The organism is uncultured Fibrobacter sp., from assembly GCF_937877005.1.
Taxonomy (GTDB): domain Bacteria; phylum Fibrobacterota; class Fibrobacteria; order Fibrobacterales; family Fibrobacteraceae; genus Fibrobacter.
The window spans coordinates 1-2,490 of record NZ_CALEFV010000302.1 but is presented as its reverse complement, the minus strand read 5'-3'; the positions used below and the strand labels follow the sequence as shown (position 1 = coordinate 2,490).

Here is a 2,490-nt window from a genome sequence, read left to right as displayed (position 1 = left end):
AAATGGAACGGGTAGCCTCTTGTTGGAGGTGACGGGGCTTACGCCTATGGAATTGGGTAAGGCGCGTGTCCATGTGCATACGCTGGACGGTCGCCGTTTGCCGATTTCCATGAAGCGTTCGGGGAATGTATTTGAACTTGGCGTTCCTGCGGGGCAAAAGGTTGTTGTCCGCCTGCATTCGCCAAACGGGAATAAGACCCTGATTGTCCGATAACTATTGACTATATTTAACGCTATGAACAACTCTAAATCTCGCAGCAAGCTTCGTGACGAAGTCTATACCCAGATGATGTGCGCGCAGGCGCGCCTTTCTAAAGACCAGAATACCCAGATGGGGGCGGTGCTGGTGAGTGCCGACGGTCGCGTGATCAGCACGGGCTACAATGGTGCTCCGGCTGGTTTCGACGACGAGACGGTGCCGTACACCCGCGAAAAGCAACTGCTGGCGTACGATTTACTGGATGCCGATTCGGGCGAGCTCTTGAGCCACCACGAGTTCGAGGCGAACAAGTACCCGTTCATGGTTCATGCCGAAATTAACGCGCTGCACTATGCCCGCGGCAAGGTTCCTCCGGGATCCAAGCTCTACGTGATCGTTTTCCCTTGTGAACGCTGCTCTTTGGATATTAGCCTTTCGGGTGTTGCCGAAGTGTTCGTGACCAAGGACGATTACGACCCGAAGTCCACGCTGAACAACAGCCGCGACACGGCTTACTACATGTTTGCGCAGGCGGGAATTATCGTGACGTTGTGCGGCAAACGCATCCGCCCGGTGGTTTCAAAGCCGTTAAATAGAGCTTAGAACTTAGATCGCTGCTCCCCATAGAGAATAACTCAACTATAGAGCTAAAGTTCTAAGTTTCGTATAGCTGCAGAACTTAGATTATTTCTTTTTTCTAAGCTCTAAGTTCTGTCAACTAAGTTCTTTTATGTACTGTAGACATTTTTATTTAAAAAATGTAGACTTTTTGGCAAAATATTTATTATATTAGTAACCGGGAGCATTTTGCGCTCGGTTCTTTTTATTGGAATTTTACTATGGTGAATCTTTTTGAATACTTGAACTACCGCGAATTCTTGCGTGACGCCTATGAAGAGCGCCATAAGGGTGACTGGCGTTTTAGCCACCGCTATATTGCCGACCGTGCCGGGTTCGATGCGTCGATGTTCAACAAGATTCTGCAGGGCAAGCGCAACTTGACCAGTCGCCTGGTTTCGGTGTTTGCCGATATTTTCTGTAGCGACGACCGCGAAAAGGCCTACTTTGCCGACATGGTGGCGTTCAACCAGGCGAAGAACCATTCCGAAAGCCGCCAGTACCTCGAAAAACTCGTGGCGACTAAAGAATGCAAGGTCGAAAATGTGGCCAAGGACCAGTTCGAATACTTTGACCACTGGTACCATGCGGTGATTCGCGAACTGGTAACTTTTTACCCGTATGTGGGCGATGACGCGGCGCTTGGCCTGATGGGGCGCCCGCCGATTACGGCCTCGCAGGTCAAGTCTTCAATTGCGCTCTTGGAACGCCTCTCGATGATCAAGAAGAACGAGGCAACAGGATTTTACGAACAGACGCAGGGCCTGATTTCGAGCGGGTCTGAATCTTTCAGTACGGCGGTCAACTCTTACATCCAGCAGAACTTGAATGTGGCGCAAGACGCCATGGACCGCTTCGACAGAAATGAACGAAACCTGTCGACACTTGCTTTTGCCTGTGACGAGGACACCTATAAGGAATTGGTAGAAATGGTGCGCCGTTTTCGCCGTGAAATTCTCGCAAAGGTGGGGCAGTGTGCAAAACCTAATCGAGTGTTCCAGCTGGGAATGCAATTGTTTCCGCTTTCGGACCCGTATCCGCCTCCGCAGCGTCGCGGGCGCAAGCGCCGTATTCGCGGTATGGAAATGACGAACGGCGACGAATTAGAAGTTGCCGGTGATGATATCGCCGGTGAAAATGCCGAAGGGGGTGCGGACAATGCTTAAGAGAAAATCTTTATATGCAGTTCTGGCTCCCGTGGTGGCGGGAATGCTTTGCAGTAGCTTTGTGGGCTGCTCTGAACGTCGCGATGTCGCGGGCGGTACCGAAGCCGAATCGACGATCGCGTTGCAGATTCAGTTGGCAAGCGGTAAGCCAGCCGCTTATAGCCGTGTGCGTGCGCTCCCGGAAGGTTTTTTACCCGAAGGCAACCGCGTGGTGCCTTGGCTCGAAACGAATGATTCGGGCTTTGTCAAGATTCCGATGGAACCGGGTTCTTACACGGTGGAGGCTCGCCATGTCGATGGAACAGTGGCAACAGGCGCTATCCGCAGCGTAGACTTGGAGAAAAAGTCGGCCGCTAGAATCGATACGGTCAAGCTCGGCGAACTTTCTTCGATCGAAGGCTACGTGATGCTCGGTGATTCGATGCCGGTGGTCCGTATTGCGGGCCTTGACCGCTACGTGATTCCGGACAGCACGGGTCACTTTGTGATTGACTCGCTCCCGGTGGG

General features: G+C 52.1%; 4 protein-coding genes. All 4 read left to right on the top strand.

What is annotated here, in order from left to right; translation table 11 throughout:
- Positions 1 to 214, top strand: a 214-nt coding sequence (locus Q0628_RS13485) for a hypothetical protein (RefSeq protein WP_298771815.1), incomplete at its 5' end; no start/stop codon positions are given.
- Positions 215 to 235: 21 nt separating this feature from the next.
- Positions 236 to 802, top strand: a complete 567-nt coding sequence (locus Q0628_RS13480; RefSeq protein WP_298771813.1) for a deaminase — start codon at positions 236 to 238, stop codon at positions 800 to 802.
- Between the two features lie 236 nt (positions 803 to 1,038).
- Positions 1,039 to 1,983 carry a TIGR02147 family protein gene (locus Q0628_RS13475; protein WP_298771811.1) on the top strand — a complete coding sequence of 315 codons (945 nt, stop codon included), beginning with the start codon at positions 1,039 to 1,041 and terminating at the stop codon, positions 1,981 to 1,983.
- Positions 1,976 to 2,490, top strand: a 515-nt coding sequence (locus Q0628_RS13470) for a hypothetical protein (protein ID WP_298771809.1), incomplete at its 3' end; no start/stop codon positions are given. The genes Q0628_RS13475 and Q0628_RS13470, both read left to right, overlap by 8 nt.